This is a genomic window from Sphaerochaeta sp. PS (genome assembly GCF_032144095.1).
GTDB lineage: Bacteria > Spirochaetota > Spirochaetia > Sphaerochaetales > Sphaerochaetaceae > Sphaerochaeta.
Map to the genome: position 1 here is coordinate 77,775 of NZ_JAVSNJ010000008.1, position 19,145 is coordinate 96,919.

Below are 19,145 nucleotides of genomic sequence, written 5' to 3' on the forward strand. Positions count from 1 at the left end.
ACCAGTATACCAGCAATTTGATGCAGAAAAGCAAGAACATGCTTGGGACGGTCAAATCAAAGCAAGAATACAGAAGGGAAGGGTAAAAAAAGAAGCCCAACACCATGCTGACGATCAAAGACAAAGAACAGCAACACTACAATAAACATAAAGCCAAACGTTTCAAAAAAAGGGCATGGCTCCAAAACAAGGGATGTCGGGATGGTTGCCCATCCCGACAGGTCCTAGAGCAGTGGATTACATGATGCTTACGGTCTTCAGGAACTTGAACTGGCCGTCCTTGACGACCTTGATGAAAGCCATGTCCTTGTCGGCATCGCCATTGGCATTGAAGGTGATCTTTCCGGTTACGCCTTCGACAGCTACGCTGGCAAGTGCATCACGGATGGCAGAACCCTTGGTGGAGTTTGCTTTTTCGATAGCCTTCAGGGCTGTGATGTAGGCATCGTAGCCAAGAGCGGAAACAGCTGGGATGATCTCAGGCTGGTTGTTCTTCACCAGATATGGCTTGAAGCCCTGGATGAACTTGGCAGCTTCTGCGGTGGCAGGGTCTGCATCGTCAAAGAATGTGGAGAGCACTACGCCTTCTGCACTCTTTCCAGCATTTTCGATGATGGAGGAGTTTTCCCATGTGTCGCCAGCCATGATCTTGGCGGTCATGCCAAGTTCACGGGCCTGCTTGATGATAAGAGGGGCGGTGGCAATGGATGATGGGGCAAAGATTACATCGGGGGCCGCGGCCTTGATGTTGGTGAGGATGGACTTGAAGTCTGTGGTGTTGGTCTGGAAGCGCTGTTCGCTGACCACATTTCCTCCAAGGTCTTTGAAGGCCTTGCTGAAGAAGTTTCCAAGACCTGAGGAGTAGTCATCGCCAAGCTGGGTGATGACAGCAGCCTTCTTGGCTCCTTCCTGCCATGCAAAGTTGGCCATGACGGTTCCCTGGAAGGGATCGAGGAAGCATACGCGGAAGTAGTAGTCGTTGCCCTGGGTTACCTGGGGGTTGGTGCATGATGCACCGATGGCTGGGATCTTGTTGTCGAGGAAGATGTCTCCAGCTGCAATGGATACGCCTGAACCATAGGAACCGATGATGACAGAGGCACCACTGGAGAGCAGGCTCTGTGCAGCAGTTACGGCTTCGGTCTTGTCGCTCTTGTTGTCGGCTTCCACAAGGCGAACTTTGTAGGTCTCACCGTTGATTTTAACAGTGGGGTACACTTCGTTGGCATATCTGATGCCCAAGGCTTCCTGGTATCCACCACCACCGTTTTCACCGGTAAGGGGTTCGAATACGCCAATTACCACCTCTTTTACGCTACTCTTGGTCTCACTGGTTCCAGCAGCAAAGAGTACCGATCCCAAAAGAAGTATCACCAACAAGCTAACAGTCAGTTTCTTCATACAAGCCCTCCAATTACAATAGATGCAATCATTATTGCGCACGGAATCCCTTTGATACAAGTGAAATAGTAAAAAAGCCCATAAAAAGGCAGAGAAAACACCATTAGTGACAAGTACATACCAGAAATACACATGCTTATCAAAACGCGACAGACGATACAAAAATAGATATTCCGTCATCCCCTATATATAATAAGATAGGAGAAACCCCAAAATCTGCATATTCTTGCACTATCAAGCAGAGGCATACAGCGCTTATACACTACTTCTAACGGAACTCGCCTAAACGCAGAGAAACCACTCTGTGAACAAAAATGATAAAAAGTCACTTAGTCCTTACTTCCCACCCATATAGCAATCCTGTTGTCACAAGTCAAAAAAACTATTTTTATGTCTAAATACTTACCAAACAACAATTTACCTATATTTTATATAAATATTTCATTTTTATTTGTTTTTTTAATTTTTAGTATTGACATAAGTCTCTTTAGCTCGTATTATACAGATGTGCTCAGGAAAGAGGGCACACATAAAGAAATCGCTTGCACAGAAGCAAAAGGGCTTCTAAAAGGAAAAACAAAATGAAAAAAACAATCGCTATTCTATTAGTACTCGTACTCGCTGGTGTTGGACTGTTTGCTGCTGATAAGACATTGCAACTAACTACTACAGTAGCTACACTTAATGAATTCAAGGTAACGCGAACACCAATTGATGCTGGTGATGTTAATGACTTTTCTAAATTTACTGCACTTCTTACAAGAACAACTTTAGGTGTAGATAGGACAAGCACATTGGACGGAGCAGCATATCTGACAGTTGCAAACAACTCTACAACTGCTTACTCAATTGGTCTTAAAGCTGGTAAATTAGCAGCAGAAGGAATTAAAACTGAAATTGGTTATACTGTTACTTGTGGAGATGCAGTGGGTGTTGAAGCTCTTTCTACTTCTTCTGTTGCAGGTTCTACCACTTTCACAGAAGCCTTAAGTGTAACAGGTGATGTTAATAATGGGGTAAATATTGCGAGTAAGGCAATTTCAGTTGCAATAGTTACAAATGACTTTGATAGTGCTGGTGCTGGTAATTATGTAGGTCTAATCTACTTTAATATTACAGCAGTATAATTAATAAATTAATAACGGAATTAGCGGTACCAGGTACAACTACCACAACTACCACATTTTCCACAAAAAGTGCTAAATTAGGGCACTGAGAGAGTGATTTGAGGATTCGAGGTACCAGGAAGGATTTCCAATAAATCCACAACACAGGGTTGGCCAGAAATGGCCAGCCTTTGCTATGAGTACGTTATAGTAGACACTTTCTTGTAACTAACGGTACCAGGTACAACTTCCACAGGTTCCAGATAAAGGGTCTTGTGGGGCATCCCAGAGACGGTTTGGGGAGAGTAGGTACCGTGTAGCAAATCCAAAGAATCCACAGCATACGTTGTGGGTTCTTTTTTGCTTTCTCTCCCCCCATCAATCAAATCACAGTGAGGAGCAACACACTTGTAGATCGAATAAGCCAACAGATCTGCCCTATGAGCCAGAAGACGCTGATGCCCCAGTATGAACCGAGGGCTCAGGTACAATTTCCCCAGGTTCCACGAAAAGGGGCTTGTGGGGCATCCCAGAGGGGTTTCTGAATAATAAGATACCTGGAAGCAAATCCAATACTTCCACAAAGACTAGGACTTACAAAAGCTCTAGTTCTTCTTTATGCCTCAGCACCAATTCTCTTATGCTGCTTTGAAGCAAAACAACGGCATTAGAGTAAGTGTTCATAAACATATTAAGGTTAGTCTTCAAAACTATTCACCACCTCTTGTCACCTCTCCCCTCATCCTCACCACCAAACTTCCCCTCTCTTTAAACTCTAGCTTCAAATCAGTCTCTTCCTTCCCCCCATAAAACTTAGCTTTAACTGTTAACTCTTCCACCCTCTCACCATACCCATACTCCAACGGATACCTAAGCTTCCTCATCCTTGGATGTGCAATGAACAAGTAGTAATCATCCCCATCTTTCCTGCACCAGTAATCAAGAGGCTGCTCTGACTCCAAGATAGGCCTAATGCTTGTGAGCTTAATCTCTTCCTGTTGTTTTAGTTCGTCTAACAGGCCCTGATACTCTTCATGCTTGACAACCCCTGGCTCTTTTGGCCATCTCCTGAAGATAACTGGGGCCCCTTGTCTTCTTAGCCTTGCTATTGCTCTCAAGGAATCTAGAACCATCCACTCTGAATCAACAAGAATGGCCTCAAACCTTCTGTTCCTATACCTGAAGAACGGCTCTTCATATACCAGATCCTGCAACCACTCCTTGGAAAACCACAAGGGCCTATACTTCAGAAGCTCCTCATCCATATGTACTTCCTGCAGTTCCCAATAGAAATTACTGCTGGGCTTCCTAAGTTCTTCAGGAAGCCTGTCTTTCATCCATTGATCTTCCAGGGGAAAATAGACAGCAAGCCTGGAGTAAGTCTCACCCCGGCTCATATAGTCACTCACTGTTTCCAAATACGCATTGAACTCGTTCAGATCCTTCTCCAACCTTCCATCAGCACCAAGGTGAACTGAAGCATAGAATTTCTTAGGGTCCCCCTTTGTACTGAACGGCTTACCATGCCACACCACCCTATTCACCCCCCATGCGAACTGAGCATCGGCTACACACCTAAGATCACGTATTTGCTCATCAGCTAGCCCTGGAGGGGTATGGGGAGTTGGAACCCACCCATAGATGCAAGAGAAAGTCTCACTCGAAACAATAGGCTTGTCATGGAATGCAGCAGCAGAGGCTGCAAGCAAGGAAAAATCCGGGTCAAAGAGCAACGTCTCCGATTCAGGAATATCGACCAAAGCGTAGGCAGCCAAAACATCGGTGGGTGCACCATGACATTGTACCCTCGACAGAGCTCCTGCCTTGTTGCACATGCTTGCATACGGCTTATAGAAATCAGAGAGGACCCTATCAGAGATGATGGTGCGATAATCAAAACGAATATCAGCATTGGCAGGTGGTTGTATTATATTGTTCTCAAGCGAATACCCAAACCTCTTTTCAAAATCATCAAAGAGACCATCATAGAAGAGCCCATCGGGCTCAACCTCCCAGGAATCGCAGAAGAATGACAGCGAGCTGTTCTTTGATGCCTCACCAAACCCATGGCTTAACAGATGCTCTGCATACCAGTGCAGTGCATCTTTACTGAGATGGTCGAGTACCTTTGCCGGTGTTTGTGTATTCCCGGCCTCCCAACTGCGATCGACTGTTTGAGTTGAATAACCATCGAACGTCTTGCTGGAATACTCCTTAGGGATAAAGGTTCCATTAAAAGGCCAGAGAGTTCCAAAGGTCAAATCACAACCAAGACCTCTCTCACTACACCCCTCCTGGGTATAGTGAAGAAGAGCCTGAAACTCCTCATCGAGAAATTTCGGCCCTTCTCCCCTCTTTCCTTCATATGGATAGACCCAAGCTATCTCAACACCACCGAACCCATGGCTTGAAAACCAAGAAAGCTGTTCGTCTATCTGGCCATACGCAATGGCCCCACTGAACCACCACCAGCGAGCATAAGGCTTGCTGGTGGCCAACATCGGATGATTATTGATAAGCATGAATCATGTCCTCTTCTGTCTAGTATTTCTGGTTTTGCTCTACACTTGTCCTTGTCCAACCATCTCAGATGCTTTCTACAAGACTGAAAATGCCTGGTCCAGATCAGATATAAGGCTTTTTGGATCCTCAAGGCCTATATGCAAGCGTATAAGGGAGGGATTGTTGGGACTGCTCACCAAGGTTGGGAACACCAGACTCTCATAGCCACCCCAGCTTACCCCGATCCTGAACATCTTCAGGCGGTCGACGGCTTCCTCGATCTTTTGCACATCCTTGGATTTCACCTCCAAGGAAAGCAATCCACTGCCACCTGTCATCTGCTCACTTGCCAAGGAGTACCAGGGGCTCTTGGGATGCATCGGGTAGTTCACCTTTGCTATCTTGTTCGAGTCATAGAGGTAATCACACACCTTCAGAGCCGAGGCATAATGGAAAGGAAGCCTGACATGCAAGGTCCTCATGCCACGCTGGATCAACCACGCCTGGAATGGATCGGGAACATGGCCAATGGGGAGGAATTCAGTCTTGAAAATACGTCCTACCAAAGCCTTGCTGCCAACTACCACACCCCCTATCACATCACTGTGGCCCCCAAGATATTTGGAGGCAGAGTGGACCACCAGATCGATCCCCATTGCCAGGGGGTTCTGGTACAGGGGCGTAGCCCAGGTGTTGTCAACTATCGAAGTCAGCTTATAGGCCTTGGCCAAAGCGGCAAGCCTGGGAAGGTTCTGCACCCGAAGTTGCATCGACCCCGGGCTCTCTAGATACAATACCTTGGTATTCTTCTGGATCGCCTTTTCCACTGCCTCAAGATCGGTAGCATCGACAAACGTAACAGAGACCCCGAACCTAGAAAGATAGGTGCTGCTGATGTACTGTGCCCAGACATACGAGTCGTTGCTGCAGACGATATGGTCGTTTTGCTTGACGCAACTGAGGATACTGCTTGCAATGGCAGAAACACCTGCAGAGAAGAGTTTTGCCTGCTCTCCCCCTTCCAGGGCTGCGATACGATCCTCTACCTGCTCCACAGTGGGGTTGTTGCCCCGTGAGTAGAGATGGGTCAATGATTCATCCTTGATACCCTGCCTTAGTGCATCAACACTTGGGTAGGTAAAAAGGGAAGTCTGGTAGAGGGGAGCAGCAACTGGCCGTTCTACAGAGAGAAACTCATAGGCATCATCAGTGACAATATTGGCAGCATTGTTCATATATATTTCCTTGTTTACAATAAACGTATTATCCCTTGATAGGTTCAAAAACTACATCGTCCCCTTCAATTTCAACACAGATGACCTCATCGATCACACCCGCCTCCCTTGGAGGAAGCTTGATAAGCCAGCTGCTGTCGCCTTCGCAGGTTGTCCTCTCCTTCAGGGTCAGAGGCAAACCATCACTGAGGCGATAACACCGAAGAGGTTTGTTTGCAATATTTAGCAGATAGGCCTCTGTCTTATCCTCAAAGACATGGATATAGAGCTTTCCTTTCTTGGAAGTAAAGTAGCCCCAGCCAATATCATACGGGTAGAGCGGAAGGGCACGAGTCCCATAGATGCTCTCTCCATTCTTTTCCATAAAGAGGCCTACTTCCTTTAGGACGGAAATACTCTGCTCAGGCACAGAACCATCACCACGGGGTCCGATGTTCAAAAGATAATTTCCACCCCTGCTGACGACCTTTACCAAGGACCGGAGAATCTTTGAAGCACTCTTCCACCCTGTATCGGATCTATTGTAGCCCCACGTACTGTTGATGGTTGCAGGCACTTCAAAGGGCCTGGGATACGGCAGGGCTGGGATGAAGTTGTCCCCTGTAGTCATATAGTCGCCAAGACCGTGACCGATCCTCCCACTGATGAGACAATTCGGCTGGAGCTTCTTGATGAGGGTGTGCAGGGTCCTTGACTGCTCGTAGGTCATATACATGGGGGTATCGAGCCAGAGCAACCCGATGGGCCCATACCCAGTAAGCAGCTCCGTAATCTGAGGAATGCACTTCTTGGTCAGATAGGAAGAAAAATCCCTTCCCTCCTCACTGAAGCCATCCCTACATGCATTGGGGTCGTCCCAGTCCTGGGCTTGGGAGTAGTAGAGGCCAAACACCAAACCATATTTCTCACAGGCCTTTTGTAGCTGTGCAACCACATCCTTGCCATAAGGAGTCGCTTGCACCGACGTATAGGAGCTCGCTTGTGAATCGTACAAGGCAAAGCCTTCATGGTGCTTGCTCGTCAGAACGACATATTTCATCCCGGCCTGTTTTGCCAGTCTGACTATTGCCTCAGCGTCGAAAACAGTAGGGTTGAAGGAAGAGGCAAGCTGGCGATACTCTTCTGGCGCGATATCAAGGTCATGCATGATCCATTCAGCAATATTGTCAGTCTTTCTCCCCTTATACTCACCACCTAGCAGCGAATAGAGCCCCCAGTGAATGAACAGGCCAAACTTGCCATCATCCCACCACTTTGCCATTTCATTTTTCATTTTTTTCTCTCTTGATACCTGTGTATATCAGTAAGTTCATTGAGTACCTGGAGGTCATGCTGGAATATGTATTCGCTAGCAGCCAAGGCAAACGAAAGCTGCCGTTGCTCAAGTGCTACTGCAATATCCATATGGTAGGGAATCGTCCTTACCCAGACATTCGAGACATCACCCCAAGTCTTGGAATAGCTGTTCAGCGAATCAACAAGGGAGAGGACAAGCTGGGAAAGGGTGGGGCTGCCTCCACACCCCAACAGAGCAGTATGGAACTCCCTATCGAGGTCAATGGAGAATTGGCCTTTGGCAGCAAGGTCACATAGCTTTGTGGCAAAGCCCTTCAATTCCCTGATCTGTTCATCGGTAGCTATGTCTATGGCCCTTCTGATTGCCAGTTGCTCCAGATTGATCTTTATCTCCAACAAATCCTTGTAGTTGACCCTCAACAGCTTGAGCTGGATCGAATCGGCAGAAACCTCTTTCCGAAGAAAGGCTCCTTTGCCTACCATCCTTTCGACAATACCATCCTCTTCAAGCTGGCAAAGCCCTTGGCGGACCGAGTTCCTTCCCACTGTCAGTTCAAGTGCGAGCTGCCTTTCCCCAGGGAGCTTATCCCCAGGTTTCAGTCCATTCCTATAGATATAGCTGAGAAGGGCATCAGATACCTTCTCATGCAGCAGTCGTTTTCCGATCGGTTCGATCGGCTGTATTTCATTTTGCGTCACCATACTTCCCCTACCCTTTGACAGCCCCGGCTGTAAGGCCTTCAACAACGAATTTCTGCATGAATGCAAACATAATCGCAGTCGGTAACAAGGCCCCCATGCCACCTGCCATCAAGACGCCCCATTTTACATCATATTTGCCGATGAGGGACTTCAATCCTACAGGAACTGTCCAGAGGTCTGAAGTATTGATGAAAATGGTACCGGCTATCAACTCATTCCATGCTCCGATGAAGGCGAAGACAAATACTGCCACAATTCCAGGAAACATGACTGGCAGGATGATCTTCCACAAGGTCCCCATCTTCGAACAGCCATCGACATATGCTGCCTCTTCAAGGCTGTAAGGAATTCGTTCAAAGAAACTGCGCATGGTAATGACGCAGAAGGGAAGATTGGAGATGAGATAGAAAAAGAACAAACTGAGTCGGGTGTTGATCAACCCAAGCTTGGAGAATATCACATAGAGTGGAATGATGACCAATATCCCTGGGATCATCTGGGTGATCAGGAAAAAAAGGAGCATGGAATCCTTACCCCTGAACGCATACCGGGCAAGCCCATAGCCCCCAAATATTGATAACATGGTAATGCTAAGCCCTGTTGAGATCGACACGATAAGGCTGTTGAAAAGCATACCCTTGTAATCATACAGCCTGAATAGCTGGCTGTAGTTATCAGTGGTGAATTCATGAGGATAGTAGGTGACTTCCTGTGCATTGATAATTTCAGTGTTAGTCTTGAACGAGGTTATAGCCATCCAATAGATGGGCATTACAACCAACAGGAGAAAGAACGTGAGTATCAAGGTTCTGCCGAGGTTTCCCAAATGGCGTTTTATTCTGTAGTTCATTAGAAGTTCCCCGCTTTGTTGTACTTCGTCGTCTTGAGGAAAAGGGCAACATAGAGCACGAGCACCACCATAAGGACTACACCCAAAGCTGAGGCAAGCCCAAAGTCATAACTTGAGAACGCTTTGGTATACATGTATGAAGGCAAGGTCTGTGAGTAGTTCGCAGGCCCTCCATTGGTGATGACAACAATAAGGTCGAAGGAGTTGAATATCCAGATGGTACGCAACAGAACAGTTACGATTACCGTAGGCTTGATATAGGGAAAGGTGATCTGAAAGAATTTCCGTATGACACCACAACCGTCGATGGCCGCAGCCTCATACATCTCGGCAGGTATTGACTGGAGTGCAGCAAGGATCATGATGGCAAAAAAGGGAATCCCCATCCAGATCATTGCAAAGATAACAACCGCCAGGGAGTACCCGGGGGTACCCAACCATGCAATCTTCTCGGTAATTACCGAAAACTTCAAAAGAAGGTCATTGACTACACCATACTCTCCGTTGAAAGACCAACGGTGCATGAGGCCGATGACAAAGGCTGAAAAGGACCAAGGCAGGAATATGATCGCCTGATAGAGACCTCGAAAAGGAAACCTCTTGTTCAGTGCCATGGCAAGGGTCAGGCCAAGCAAGAACTGTCCAGCTACAGAGAATAGTACATAGAGAAATGAGTTCTGGATGATGAGCCAGATATCCGTTTCGGAAAAGAGTTTCTTGAAGTTAGCCAGACCATTGAATGCAATTTTGGTTGGAGCCGTCAACTTGTAGTTTTGAAAAGCCATCACAAAGCTGTTGATCAACGGATAGCCAAACATCAATACAAGCAAAAGCATGGTCGGAAAGAGAAACAGATAGGGTTCAGCCCTTCTCTTTGTGCTAGGAGAGAAACACACCCTCCCGCCTCTGGTGTGTTTGTTGATCATCCATATCCCCAATCCACACAGAATTGCAAGAAGGACCAAGTATAGAAATACCATTGCCATGCTTTTATTCCTTTTTGAGAGATACTGCAGGGCAGAGCCCTGCAGTACTATTCATCTGAATCCGATCAGAACAAACCCTTGGGCTGCTCAACAGCCGAGCCTGGATTTTCTGCCAAATATGCCTTCATTCGTTTCTCAAGTTCATAGACCACATTGGCCAAGGAGACTTTTGCACTCTGCTTGCCCAAAAGATACTTTTGCATCTCTTCGTGCATCATGCCTTGGTGCATATCGGTGAAATTGAAGGGTCCGAAGGCTACAGGGACAACCATAGCAGGGTCGTTCAATTGCTGGACAAAAGCTGCATAGGGACCATTGGGGCCGTAGAACGGGTCATTACCGACTGCTGTCTTGATAGGGATAAGACCTGTCAGTTTGCAGTACTCAATATTATTGTCTGGTCTTGTCAGGAACTCAATCAATTTCCAGGCATTCGCCTTGTTCTTGGAAGAACTTGCAATGGAATATGCATAGGGTGAATTTACGGTATTGTAGATTTTCCCATCCTTATCACTCTTTGGCATGGGCATGACCATCCATTGCTCAGGCTTCATGTTCTCAAGGCAGGTTGCAGCAACCTCTGAGTCGTTGATCAAGGTACCGGTAAGGCCGCCGGTAAAATTGCCTACCATTTCGACGAATCCCCAGTTGATGGCATCCTTAGGTGCTGTCCCATCAAGATAGAGGCCATTCCACTTCTTGTATGCATCAATCGCCTCCTGGTCAGCCATCAAGGTTGAACCATCAGCAGCGTAGGCAGAACCTCCATTGAAACTTTCAAGATATACAAACAAAGGATCAAAAGCTCCACGGGATCCACGGAAAGAGGTACCATAGCGATTCTTTGATGGATCGGTCAGTTTGTAGACAGCATCAAAGTACTCTGCATATGTCCAACCCTTGGTAGGATCAAGGTTCAAGCCAACTTCCTTGGCCCAATCCTTTCTTACAAATACACCCTTGACCATCATGCCATCAGGAATGGTATAGATATTACCATAGAGTTCCTTTTCAGCCTTCCAAACCAGCTGGGTAACGGTCTTCGCATATTCATCAGCACTATTGCCAATGTAACTATTCAAAGGTTCAACCCATCCCGCCTCGGTAAACTGCCCAAGCCAACCGGCCCAAGTGGTCATTACGTCAGGAAGCTGATTGGAGGCACCCAAAACAGTCAGTTTGTTTGCAGCATCATCCCAAGGGACACTTTCGTAGACAACATCAAGTCCTGTTTCTTGCTTGAACTTTGCAAACGTAGTGGTAAAGTACTCCTGTCGGGTCGGACTGGGAGACACGTCGATGAAGCGCAACGGTTTTGTTGACTTCTCTTGTGATCCTGCAGCAGGCAGAATCGTCATGATTGCCAACAATGCAACCACCAATAACAAACCTTTTTTCCTCATTACATAACCCTCCTTTGGGTATTAGCTCAACTCAAGTGACAAACTTCATCTATTTGGTCTAAAAAAGAACCAATTTTATAAGATTTTGGAGTAAAAACAGAAACTATTCTCATAAAATGGTTCTAAAGAAGAACCATTACACTTGTAGAATAGCATAATTTGTCGAACTGTCAATAAGAAAAATCCCAAGTCTCACCAAACCCCACCAGAAGGTATCTCTTCTTTTCCTCAACTACTGATCAGTTAAAAAAACCTCCACCCCCACGCCTTCCCCTCTTACCACAACCTATAGCATAAGTTACCTAATCTGACTAATACTATTAGCTATAAAATACTCAACCAAACTCAATATTGTTCATAGTATCATAAATACTTCTTCACATGTCATAAGTAGCTAAAATGTATTTTATGGTTAATTCTTTATAAAACAAATATTTACTAATTTATTATATATTTTTCTTAATTTATTCTGGATTTTATTTATTAGTATTGACATAAGTCTCACTACACTATATCCTACCACTGTACTTAGGGAAAAAGTACAACGACTTGTACAGAAGCTTGAGCTTCTCCCCAGGAATACCCCATGAAGAAAACCCTCATTACAGCACTACTCATTGTACTTCTTTCTTCAACCGGACTGTTCGCAGCAGTCTCCGACAACTTCAACGTCACAACCGTTGTAGCCAACGTAGACCTCATGACCATCTCAACAACCCAATTCACCGGAACAACAGTAGCAGCCTTTGAGGCCCTCGTGCCCTTCACCACCCTTGCAATCTCCGGCGGTGGAGCCCAGACCTTCAATGCATGGCTCTCTACCCTCTCCAACAACCGTGCAGGATTCAAGGTAACCATGAAAGCAACAGCCATGAAGAGCTCGATCGCAGGACAGGCAGACGCCTTCATCAACTACACTGTCACCTGCAACTCCAAATCGGTTACCACAAACGACGCAGCAGAAGTGACGGCAACATCCCCAATACTGACCTACCCCTCCCTTTCTCTTGTAACGAAAACCTCCAACAAGATCTCCCTTACCGTAATCCAGACCGACTTCGACAAAGCCCTCTCAGGCTCCTATACCGGTACCGTAACCTTCATATACACAGCGAACTGACAAGCTGGATCCATACTATGCAGCCAGGCCTCCTGATCGGAGGCCTCTGCTTTGTGTTATGGCTTCATCAGTATTCTCCTCTTACCTGTGCTGAGCCGTGCAATTTCTCTTTTCCTGTAGTAAAGGATGGCAATCCTCCTCAAACCCAGTCAAAGAGAAATGCTTCCAGGCCATCCACCGTCACAGAAGATTTGGCATAGAAATCCCTGGTATGCCTTCTTTCTATTGCACAGCTTCCCTTGAACCTCTCTCAAATACGAGAGCTTCGATCCAATACCAAATGCTACCTCCAAAACAAGCACATTGGAGTATATAAAAAGGGAAACTTATGTCTTATATAGAGATATATCCATTATATAATTCAAATACTACTAATATCATATAATTGTAAGTACAAACCTACAAAACATATCCCGCACACTTGTCATAGGTATAGAAATACTTATAAGAATTCTTTTTATTATAATATATAGAATTAGTATTTTTTCTAGAAGTATATTTACTAATTTCCACTTCTATATATTTTTACCATTGACATAAGTCTCACTAGCCTGTAAATTATAGATGTGCTTAAAGGAAGAGCACAAAAGAAATCTTGCACAGGAACTTTGCCCCTAAAGGAATACAGCATGAAGAAGATACTACTTGCAACCCTCTTACTACTGCTCCTAGCTTCAACCAATAGCTTTGCTGCAACCACTGATAACTTTACTGTCACCACCACTGTAGCTGAGATCGGGCTGATGAAAATCACGACTGCTAGCATTGGGACCAACAATACTCTTTCCGCATATAACGGCTTGAGCAACTTTACCAACTATGGCGTAACAGGCAGTGGTGCCAAGGGCACCGTTGCCTACCTTACCACCCTTTCCAACAAGCGAACTGGCTACAAAGTAACCATGTCTGCATCTGCTATGACCAGTCCAGGGACACCCATCACCTATATCAAATACACAGTCAACTGCAATGGTGTGCAACTGGTACCTTCTGGAGCAACCGCCCTTGGCCCGGTGGATGTCCTCACAGTGACAACACTCTCCTCGCTCACAGCAAGCTCGAAAGCCATTACCCTCACCATCGACCCAACAACCTACGATGCAGCAGCATCGGGGTCCTATACAGGGACCGTGACCTTTACCTTCACCGCCACGTAACACAAGCAATACCCATGCACTCTTTTCTGTAGAGAGAGGCCTCCCAGGAGGCCTCTTGCTTGTTTTTTCCCACGAGAACTATCCCACATTTTACTAAACCAACAGCGGAATTTTCTGCAGAGTTGCTACACTCCGCCCCGGAGTCCCTCCTTTTTCAGGAACCTCTACAACAATGACAACAAACACTCTTTTTCGGGATGTGTCAGAACTACCATCTCCATATGCCAAAATACAGTAATGATAGAGCAAAGGATTTCTCTACTACCTGTATCATCTTTTGCAGGATATCGTGTCTTGTCACAGGTAAGCTATAAAAAATATTTTATATATATTTCTATTATATACAATTAATATTTTCTTCTCTAATGTAGTTACCAAATTATAAAACATTTACACAAGTATTGACATAAGTTGAATTACCCCCTATCATACAGGCGTACACAGGAAAAGTGAACAGAAATCAAACTCTTGCACCAGAGTGGACATCGTAAGGAATACATATGAGAAGGACTCTACTAGCAACACTTCTACTCTTACTTATAGCATCAACATCCCTCTTTGCCGTGGAGGACTCCTTTACTGTAACCACCGGCATCACCCTCATCGGATATATGAAAGTTTCTTCAGCTGCCATTGCTGCAAACACAGTCACGGCCTATACCAATTCAGGGTCATTTGACACCCTTGGCATATCAACCAGTGGAAACCAGATCTTCAACGCATACATGACCACCCTCTGCAATAACCGAACAGGCTATGAAGTAACCATGACCGCTACTGCCATGAGCAGTACCCAAGGCAGTTCCACCACCTATATTGACTATACCGTTGGCTGTGGAACCGGCAGCATAACAACCAATGGTGCTGCTGTGATCGAGCCGGTAACCATCGTCGACATAGGGACTCTCGATGTCCTCACAGGCAATTCCGAGGCCATCACCCTCAGTGTCGATGCCGATACCTTCAATGCAGCTGTAGCAGGAGATTATGCAGGCACTGTAACCTTTTCCTTCAATGCTACCTAATATTTATTGAATCCGCGTGCAAGCGATTACCTTTTCTCAGGAGCCTCCAACCGGAGGCTCCTGCTTTGTCCATTGACCAACCTCACGCTCTTACACTAGCATGAGAGTTGCTGGATCTGGAAAAACGGAACGGGGTGTGATTCCCCGACGGTCCCGCCACTGTAATCGATGATGAACACAGATAACGCCATTGTCCTCCAGGATGAGAAGGCCTGTCAGTAAGAAGAATCGTAAGCCAGGAGACGTTTCCAGATTGAAATTCTTCGTGGTACGAGAGACAGCCCCATACTATAGGTCTAGGCATATCCTACCTCCACGAAGAAAAAGCACATCCTTTCTTTTGGAGGCCCTTCATGAAGAAGCGCGGAATCTTCTCCCTGGTCGTATTGCTTGCCCTCTCTACCCTCCTTGCAGCAACACAAACAACCACCGACATCGGAACAGCCTATGAACTCGTCATATCAGACGTAGCACTATCACAGGCTGAAACAAACAACTCCTCTTCTGTCTCTACCATCACCAGAGCCCAGATCGAGGCATACAATGTACAAACGACTGCAGAGCTCGTAAACAAGGCGATAGGGACAAACTTCAACTCCTATGGTGCATTGGGTGCTGCACAGACAGTCGTCATTCGTGGGGCAAGTTCCTCCAAGAGCCTCATCTTCCTCGATGGCGTCCTACTCACCTCAGCCCATGAAGGGACCGTAGACCTTTCCATTATACCCGTCAGCACCATTGAACGCATAGAAGTCATCAAGAGCGGCACAGGCAACCTAGGAAGGACCAATGCCATCGGGGGCATGATAAACATCATCACCAAGAGAGGCGAAGCAACAACCAAGCCCTTCTCTGTCACCGTTGAGAACGGCTCCTTCCTTCCTGAAGCCTATGGTTCTTCCGATGACAGAAACTGGCTCTCCTTCGTCGATAGCCAGAAGATCGATGTAACATATGCAAATACCCTTAAGGGAACAAACCTTGCCGCCAATGTAGGGGGTCTTGTAGCCCAGAATGCCTATACCTATGACAATGGAACCTCTGTAAAGGCCCTTAGGGAGAATGCCCAGGTCTACTCAGTAAATGGGGGCATCAACGCAAGCAGGGCCATTGGAGAGAATATTGAGGTCTCTTCCAATACCCTTGCCAACTATCAACACCTCGGGACTCCTGGTATGTATCCAACCTACTTGTCTCCTGATGATTATATGAACAACATACTCATCAGCACGAATAACACAGTCTCCTTTTCCCATATTGGTGAAACTCTGACAGATGTGAAAACTGAATTCAATTATAGGTACGGACAAACCTTCTTTCATGATGATGACGCAACTGACAGCACCCATAACAAGAACAAAGGGAATGTCATGGTTGAAGGAACCTGGAAGCTTGGGGATGCCTATAACATTGTCACAGGAACTGACTTTGCCTTCGATTATGTAGACAGCACCAATGTCGGAAAGGAGTTCCGATTCAACCCTGCCATCTACGCCCATGCAAACCTCTACCTGCTTGAAGGGGTCCTCTCTCTCCATCCAAGTGCAAACCTAGCCTACCTCAGTGACAGGGAAGCACTTTCTCCCAATGCATCCCTTGGAGCTATCTACAATCTTGGCCAGGATACTGTTTTGAAGGCAAACATCAGCTATGCCGAGAATCCACCAAATTTTAGCGACCTATATTGGCAACTGGACTCATATGGGTATAGTGGTAATAGCAATTTAAAAACTGAAAAGGGTGTGCAGGGCGAGTTTGGCTTCAGCACGAAACTTAGCCCTCTTTCCTACGAAGGCACGGTTTTTGGGAGAAATATTTATAATGCAATTATTTATGATTATACTGCAAATACCCCGAACAACATAGCACACAGTGTCTACCTGGGAACCGAGCAGGCAGTTACCCTCGAGCTGAATGAGATGGTTGCCCTCTCAGCCAGCTACCTCTACAACAAGAGCTATGATCTTTCAGGGACCAATAGCTTCTCTGATGACATCGAGGTAAGTAGCGTCCGGAAGCATACAGCAAAAGCCTCAGCATCCTTTGCCTACACCATCTTCGATGCTGTACTTAGCGGAGAGTATCTTGGGAAAACGAGCTCCACTTCCTCCAAGCAGATCGTCGTCCTCAACCTCAGCGTAAATGCCCAGGTTACCGATGACCTGAAGGTCTATGTTGCAGTAGACAACCTGCTCAATGCCTCTTATGAGCTAGTAGGTGGCTATCCGATGCCAGGTGCCAAGATCCGCCTTGGCGGAAACCTGAAGTTCTAGTATGCAGAAAGAAACCCTCTATTCACTTATGCAAAGGGGGGGAGCGGTCATGTGGCCGCTCTACGCCCTCTTGGTCATAACGGTGATCATTGCACTGGAGAGGACCATCACCTTCCTGCTGCTTTGGAAAAGCGGAGAGAGGCTTCCTCTCAAGAAGCTGGAAGCCCCTCTCTCCGTACTCGACCTCGTTGCCATGATCAGCCCTGTGTTGGGGTTCCTGGGAACCGTGACAGGGATGATCAACGCCTTCAAGTCAGTATCGGAAGCAGCCTCAGTGCAACTGCAGGTGGTAGCCTCAGGCCTCTATGAAGCCCTCTTCACTACAGCCTTCGGCCTCATCATCTCCATTGTTGCAACCATACTGGGCTTTCTCCTTGATATGGCTGCAGGAGCCCTATGCGAAAAAGACGAGACCTAGGCCAGCCCAGTGACATAGCCTTTCTCCTCATCATCTTCTTCCTGCTCCTAGCCGGTATCAATACCACACAGAGCTTATCCCTGCACACAAATGCAAGTAACGTAGCCCAGACAGACACCGTTCCCTTACAGGCCCTGCTTACCCAACAAGGGACTTTGGTACTTGAGGGAACAACCTTTAGCCCCTTGGAGTTCTCATCCAAGCTCTCGGACAACACCACCCTCCATCTCCAGGTAGAAGGTGAGACCTCCTGGCAACAGGTGGTCGACATCCTCTCCCTCACCGAACAAAGAAAGATAGCAGGCCTCTCCTTGGAGATGGCACCATGAGGAAGAAACGAACCACTGCCCCTACAGCCATGACAGACATAGCATTTCTGCTATTGCTCTTCTTCCTCATCCTGGCCATCTCCACCCACATCCTTCCCATACCCCTCAATCCTGCGACAAGCGATTCTTCTATTGCAACAGAAGAAACCAAACACATCCTTATGGTAGGCCTCGATGGCTCGCTATTCTATGAAGGGAACCCAATCCTTCTTTCTAACCTTCCCCATGCCGAGGAGTTCTCCCTCCTTGCCGACAAGGAGACCCCTTTCAAGATACTCCAGCCAGTCATACAAGCCTTGAAGGAGAAGGGTGTGACCACCCTCCACTGCGTTGTGGAGCAAAGCCGATGAACCTCGTCAAAACCACACTCATAACCCTTTTGGTAACAGCCTCAGCCCTGGCGGCCCTTCTCATCCCCCTCAACAGAGGGCCTGTGGTGGAACAGCCCAACCAAGCAACGGCGGCGACCATCTCCCTTGTCGATAGTCCCCCACCCCTTCTTGATTCACTCCCACCACCTGTGCAGGAAGAAGCTATTGAGACACCTAACGATGAACCAGTGAAGGATCTTGTGCCGGAAACCATTGATTCACCACTACCCTCTTTCCCAGAAGAAGAGGAACCTACACTAAAACCAGCAGAACCTGAAGAGGAGACTCGTTTAGAACCAGACGACCAAATGGTGTCTGATTCTTCCTTCTCAGACCCCTCTCTTGCTGCCTCTGCCCTCTCAGCAGAGCCTACCCTCTCTTTGGTTGACGGGTATTATGAAGAGGCAAGCACTGACCAGGGCCCGACCTTTGATAGGACGACCCTGGCTTCCAGGATCAAGTACCCTCCCCTTGCCAAGCGGCAAGGAAGAGAGGGTTTGGTGATACTGCGCCTGTTCATCTCCGCTTCTGGAATGGTTGAGAGGATTGAGGTGGAGGAAGATCCTGGCTATGGGCTTTCTGATGCTGCAGTACATGCCTTTGTTGGGTTGCAGGGCAAGCCAGCGATCCTGGGGGGTAAGGCTGTACCGGTGACCTTACGGTATCCAGTACGGTTTACCTTGAAGTAGAGTATTAATTTCGTTGCAACATAAGAACTTCCACCTGATACTGAGAGCCATGGAGGACAACCATGAACAACACAAAATTAAAAGCTGCAATCTTGAAAAACCTGCGGGATTATGCGATTCGAAATAAAAAAACAGTACATGACAATTATTATGCTAAACCAACTGAAAATTTGGTGGAGGAATTCCAAGACTGGCAACAAATTATTGAAGAGCTCAGAAGAGGAAATGGAAATGAATTAGCACCAAGAAAAAAGGATGGGAAAATCAGCTTCTGCGCATTAC

General features: G+C 46.7%; 18 protein-coding genes and 1 riboswitch. Of the genes, 10 read left to right on the forward strand and 8 right to left on the reverse strand.

The features are described from left to right. Positions 1-237: 237 nt before the first annotated feature. A complete protein-coding gene (locus ROJ03_RS08590) occupies positions 238-1,401 on the reverse strand; it encodes an ABC transporter substrate-binding protein (protein WP_313726615.1) in 1,164 nt (387 codons plus the stop codon). Positions 1,402-1,982: 581 nt separating this feature from the next. Here ROJ03_RS08590 and ROJ03_RS08595 point away from each other — a divergent pair. Beyond that, positions 1,983-2,528, forward strand: coding sequence for a hypothetical protein (locus ROJ03_RS08595; protein WP_313726616.1), 546 nt, complete (start codon positions 1,983-1,985; stop codon positions 2,526-2,528). A 689-nt stretch (positions 2,529-3,217) separates the two neighbouring features. Here ROJ03_RS08595 and ROJ03_RS08600 read toward each other — a convergent pair. From ROJ03_RS08600 to ROJ03_RS08630, 7 genes are all read right to left on the reverse strand, one after another. Beyond that, complete coding sequence (locus tag ROJ03_RS08600) at positions 3,218-5,029, reverse strand: glycosyl hydrolase (protein WP_313726617.1); 1,812 nt, start codon at positions 5,027-5,029, stop codon at positions 3,218-3,220. Between the two features lie 75 nt (positions 5,030-5,104). Continuing rightward, on the reverse strand, positions 5,105-6,244 hold the full coding sequence (locus ROJ03_RS08605) for a PLP-dependent aspartate aminotransferase family protein (protein WP_313726618.1): 1,140 nt from the start codon (positions 6,242-6,244) through the stop codon (positions 5,105-5,107). Positions 6,245-6,272: 28 nt separating this feature from the next. Continuing rightward, on the reverse strand, positions 6,273-7,517 hold the full coding sequence (locus tag ROJ03_RS08610; RefSeq protein WP_313726619.1) for an alpha-L-fucosidase: 1,245 nt from the start codon (positions 7,515-7,517) through the stop codon (positions 6,273-6,275). After that, positions 7,514-8,239, reverse strand: a complete 726-nt coding sequence (locus ROJ03_RS08615) for a FadR/GntR family transcriptional regulator (RefSeq protein WP_313726620.1) — start codon at positions 8,237-8,239, stop codon at positions 7,514-7,516. Before ROJ03_RS08615 ends, ROJ03_RS08610 begins: the two co-directional genes overlap by 4 nt. A gap of 10 nt (positions 8,240-8,249) precedes the next feature. After that, entirely contained in the window at positions 8,250-9,092 is an 843-nt protein-coding gene (locus ROJ03_RS08620) for a carbohydrate ABC transporter permease (protein ID WP_313726621.1), read from the reverse strand. Beyond that, positions 9,092-10,018 carry a sugar ABC transporter permease gene (locus ROJ03_RS08625; protein WP_313726622.1) on the reverse strand — a complete coding sequence of 309 codons (927 nt, stop codon included), beginning with the start codon at positions 10,016-10,018 and terminating at the stop codon, positions 9,092-9,094. Before ROJ03_RS08625 ends, ROJ03_RS08620 begins: the two co-directional genes overlap by 1 nt. Positions 10,019-10,143: 125 nt before the next feature. Further along, positions 10,144-11,481, reverse strand: a complete 1,338-nt coding sequence (locus ROJ03_RS08630) for a sugar ABC transporter substrate-binding protein (RefSeq protein ID WP_313726623.1) — start codon at positions 11,479-11,481, stop codon at positions 10,144-10,146. Positions 11,482-12,067: 586 nt separating this feature from the next. Between ROJ03_RS08630 and ROJ03_RS08635 the strand changes: the two genes are divergently transcribed. From ROJ03_RS08635 to ROJ03_RS08675, 9 genes are all read left to right on the forward strand, one after another. Continuing rightward, positions 12,068-12,601: a hypothetical protein gene (locus ROJ03_RS08635; RefSeq protein ID WP_313726624.1), complete on the forward strand. Its 534-nt coding sequence runs from the start codon at positions 12,068-12,070 to the stop codon at positions 12,599-12,601. A gap of 629 nt (positions 12,602-13,230) precedes the next feature. Continuing rightward, entirely contained in the window at positions 13,231-13,758 is a 528-nt protein-coding gene (locus ROJ03_RS08640) for a hypothetical protein (RefSeq protein WP_313726625.1), read from the forward strand. 500 nt (positions 13,759-14,258) lie between these two features. Continuing rightward, entirely contained in the window at positions 14,259-14,783 is a 525-nt protein-coding gene (locus tag ROJ03_RS08645; protein ID WP_313726626.1) for a hypothetical protein, read from the forward strand. A 95-nt stretch (positions 14,784-14,878) separates the two neighbouring features. Next, a riboswitch (cobalamin riboswitch) is annotated at positions 14,879-15,050 on the forward strand. Between the two features lie 86 nt (positions 15,051-15,136). Beyond that, on the forward strand, positions 15,137-17,056 hold the full coding sequence (locus ROJ03_RS08650) for a TonB-dependent receptor plug domain-containing protein (protein ID WP_313726627.1): 1,920 nt from the start codon (positions 15,137-15,139) through the stop codon (positions 17,054-17,056). Between the two features lies 1 nt (position 17,057). Continuing rightward, positions 17,058-17,474 carry a MotA/TolQ/ExbB proton channel family protein gene (locus ROJ03_RS08655; protein WP_313726628.1) on the forward strand — a complete coding sequence of 139 codons (417 nt, stop codon included), beginning with the start codon at positions 17,058-17,060 and terminating at the stop codon, positions 17,472-17,474. After that, a complete protein-coding gene (locus ROJ03_RS08660; protein ID WP_313726630.1) occupies positions 17,453-17,803 on the forward strand; it encodes a biopolymer transporter ExbD in 351 nt (116 codons plus the stop codon). The genes ROJ03_RS08655 and ROJ03_RS08660 overlap by 22 nt, the downstream gene beginning before the upstream one ends. Beyond that, positions 17,800-18,153: a biopolymer transporter ExbD gene (locus tag ROJ03_RS08665; protein ID WP_313726631.1), complete on the forward strand. Its 354-nt coding sequence runs from the start codon at positions 17,800-17,802 to the stop codon at positions 18,151-18,153. The genes ROJ03_RS08660 and ROJ03_RS08665 overlap by 4 nt, the downstream gene beginning before the upstream one ends. After that, positions 18,150-18,863 (forward strand): TonB family protein, encoded by a 714-nt coding sequence (locus tag ROJ03_RS08670; RefSeq protein WP_313726632.1) that lies wholly within the window; start codon positions 18,150-18,152, stop codon positions 18,861-18,863. The genes ROJ03_RS08665 and ROJ03_RS08670 overlap by 4 nt, the downstream gene beginning before the upstream one ends. A 62-nt stretch (positions 18,864-18,925) precedes the next feature. After that, the coding region (locus tag ROJ03_RS08675) for a hypothetical protein (protein WP_313726633.1) at positions 18,926-19,145 on the forward strand (220 nt) is incomplete at its 3' end.

Bases quoted from the DNA above. Each gene is read 5' to 3' on its own strand.
- ROJ03_RS08605 (WP_313726618.1), bottom strand. From the start codon at position 6,244: ATGAACAATGCTGCCAATATTGTCACTGATGATGCCTATGAGTTTCTC.
- ROJ03_RS08650 (WP_313726627.1), top strand. From the start codon at position 15,137: ATGAAGAAGCGCGGAATCTTCTCCCTGGTCGTATTGCTTGCCCTCTCT.
- ROJ03_RS08640 (WP_313726625.1), top strand. From the start codon at position 13,231: ATGAAGAAGATACTACTTGCAACCCTCTTACTACTGCTCCTAGCTTCA.
- ROJ03_RS08655 (WP_313726628.1), top strand. From the start codon at position 17,058: ATGCAGAAAGAAACCCTCTATTCACTTATGCAAAGGGGGGGAGCGGTC.
- ROJ03_RS08610 (WP_313726619.1), bottom strand. From the start codon at position 7,517: ATGAAAAATGAAATGGCAAAGTGGTGGGATGATGGCAAGTTTGGCCTG.
- ROJ03_RS08670 (WP_313726632.1), top strand. From the start codon at position 18,150: ATGAACCTCGTCAAAACCACACTCATAACCCTTTTGGTAACAGCCTCA.
- ROJ03_RS08665 (WP_313726631.1), top strand. From the start codon at position 17,800: ATGAGGAAGAAACGAACCACTGCCCCTACAGCCATGACAGACATAGCA.
- ROJ03_RS08630 (WP_313726623.1), bottom strand. From the start codon at position 11,481: ATGAGGAAAAAAGGTTTGTTATTGGTGGTTGCATTGTTGGCAATCATG.
- ROJ03_RS08645 (WP_313726626.1), top strand. From the start codon at position 14,259: ATGAGAAGGACTCTACTAGCAACACTTCTACTCTTACTTATAGCATCA.
- ROJ03_RS08635 (WP_313726624.1), top strand. From the start codon at position 12,068: ATGAAGAAAACCCTCATTACAGCACTACTCATTGTACTTCTTTCTTCA.
- ROJ03_RS08590 (WP_313726615.1), bottom strand. From the start codon at position 1,401: ATGAAGAAACTGACTGTTAGCTTGTTGGTGATACTTCTTTTGGGATCG.
- ROJ03_RS08600 (WP_313726617.1), bottom strand. From the start codon at position 5,029: ATGCTTATCAATAATCATCCGATGTTGGCCACCAGCAAGCCTTATGCT.
- ROJ03_RS08620 (WP_313726621.1), bottom strand. From the start codon at position 9,092: ATGAACTACAGAATAAAACGCCATTTGGGAAACCTCGGCAGAACCTTG.
- ROJ03_RS08595 (WP_313726616.1), top strand. From the start codon at position 1,983: ATGAAAAAAACAATCGCTATTCTATTAGTACTCGTACTCGCTGGTGTT.
- ROJ03_RS08625 (WP_313726622.1), bottom strand. From the start codon at position 10,018: ATGATCAACAAACACACCAGAGGCGGGAGGGTGTGTTTCTCTCCTAGC.
- ROJ03_RS08660 (WP_313726630.1), top strand. From the start codon at position 17,453: ATGCGAAAAAGACGAGACCTAGGCCAGCCCAGTGACATAGCCTTTCTC.